Source organism: Marinomonas sp. ABL3_031, from assembly GCF_056161265.1.
In genome coordinates, this window is record NZ_JBSWYU010000030.1 from 1 (window position 1) to 2,105 (window position 2,105).

The window sequence follows — 2,105 nt, forward strand, 5'->3', positions numbered from 1 at the left end:
CCGATTCCGTCAACATACGGTTATCCACCGTGAGGTTGGCGTCTAAGCCACCGCGTTCAACGTCTTTGGTGATTTCTTGGCTGTTGCTAATATCTCGGTTAAGGTCTACAAATTGCGCTTGATCGTCTATATTGCTACCGCCAAGAGTGACATTGCCAAGGCCGATGGTGGCTTTGGTGGTTTGGGCTTTTTCATAGCCATCAAAGTTGGCCCCAATGTTGGTGGTGTCACCACCGCCAGACAGACTGATGCCAAGGTTTTTGCTCTCGTCTATGTCTTTTATATCCGACACGCGTAAGGTGTCGGTGGTGAGGGTCAGTTGACCATTGTCTTCGCCTTGTGCATTGACCGATGCCAATACCGCCCCCGTTAAGCTAGTGTCCTTGGCGGTGATCTTGACTTGACCACCCGTGATGCCACTTTGTTGCGCCACCCAAGCTCGTTCGGCTTCGCTTTGGCTAGCATTCACCCCCACATTATTGATGCCATCGCCACCGACACCTATGTTGCCACCTACGCTCTCGCTGTGGTTACTAGAAGTGTCTTGTAAGCTGGTGACCACCAGTTGGTCGGTGGTGATGTCAATGCTGGCCGCGTCCAGATTACCGCCGGCAATGGTCAGGTTATCACTGTCACTGACAAGGCTACCGGCCACCAGTTGGCTATTGATGTGTGTCACGCTCTGGCTGTCGCTGCTGCTTTGGTTGGTGTTGACCCCACCACTCACGCTGCCATTGGTGATGCCATAGCTGGCATTGGCCCCTTCACTGTGGCTTTCCGTGCTTTCGGTGAGGGTGTTTTTGCCAGCAGTGATGTTGATGTTTTGGGCATTCAGGGCAAGCTGACCGCCAGTAGCGACGTTCGACCCTTCGATGTTGAGGTTGTTGTCACTGGTTAGGCGGGTATTGCCACCCACTTGTAGGTTGGATCCCTTCCACTGGCCTTGACTGGTGGTGGTGCTGGTCGTGTCAGTTTGGGTGGTAACACCACCATTAATAGTAAAGCCATAGGTGGCAGTGCTGGCAGCAGCAGTGGCACCTGCACTGGTCACCGCGGTCGTCGCGCTGGCCACGTTAGCGGTCGCCACGGCGAGGTTGGCTTTGTAAAAATCTAAGTCATTTTTCGGCAGCTTGCCGTCCGCCACTTTTTGTTTGGCCTCTTCGTAGGCCGCTTTGGCGTCTTTGACGGCATCTTTGGCTTGATCCAAGGCACGCACGGCAAGGTAGGTATCCGCATAAGCATTTTTCACACCCACTGTTAAGGTCTTGGTTTTGGTGATGCTGTCATTTGTGGTGTCATTGGTGTCTTCGCGACCACCAATGAGTACATTCTCGCCTTCAATGCTCGCGTCATTTTGCACCGACACGTCACTGGCGATGATGGCCACATTTTTGTCAGCCTTGATATTCAAGTTACCCGCTTGCAAGTTCGACCCAGCCCAAGTATTCGCCGTGGTGGTGGTACGCTCAGTACGGTCTGTTTCCGTAACACTTGCTAGGGTCAGCTCCCCTTTTTCAGAAGAGAAGCTAGCGCCCTCCCCTGAAACAGTTTGGTCGGTGTGTGAGGTGCTGGTCACGGTGCGTTCCTGCGCCGCATCGATGGTGACATTTTGCGCCGTTAGGTTGGCAGTGTCGCTCACCGCCACTTGCGCGCCGATGAGGGTTAGGTCTTGTTGTGCTTTGAGGTCAAGGTCGGCTGCCGCTAGGGTGGTGGTTTGTTGACTCAGTGTATCGGTACGGGTGGCATCCGATTCTCCCACCTTGATTTCCCCATGCACTAAGCCCGCCGTGCCCACAGAGGCCACCACGGCAAGGCCTTTGGCAAGGTCTTTAAACACGCCACGGAAGCTGGAGGAAGATTCACTCCACTCACTGCTTTCTAATGCCTGAGTGGTGACGGTGACGTTGCCCGCTAATTCCCCTTTGTCGTTGACGTATTGGCCGTTGGCGTTTTGTGTCACCGCATCCGTCCCAATGGATAAGGTGTCCTTGGCCGCTAAGGTCGCGCCTTCTAGAGTGATGTTGCTGCCACTGTCTAGGCTGATGTTGCCACCGCCAATAAGGTCACTGGTGACGGCGGTTTGTTTGATGGAACCTTGGTCTTTG

1 protein-coding gene is annotated in these 2,105 nt (G+C 54.1%); it reads right to left on the reverse strand.

Annotated features, from left to right (window positions below; all coding sequences use genetic code 11):
- Nucleotides 1-2,105: hemagglutinin repeat-containing protein (locus ACXAH2_RS17105; protein WP_475080164.1), on the reverse strand; the 2,105-nt coding region annotated here is incomplete at both ends.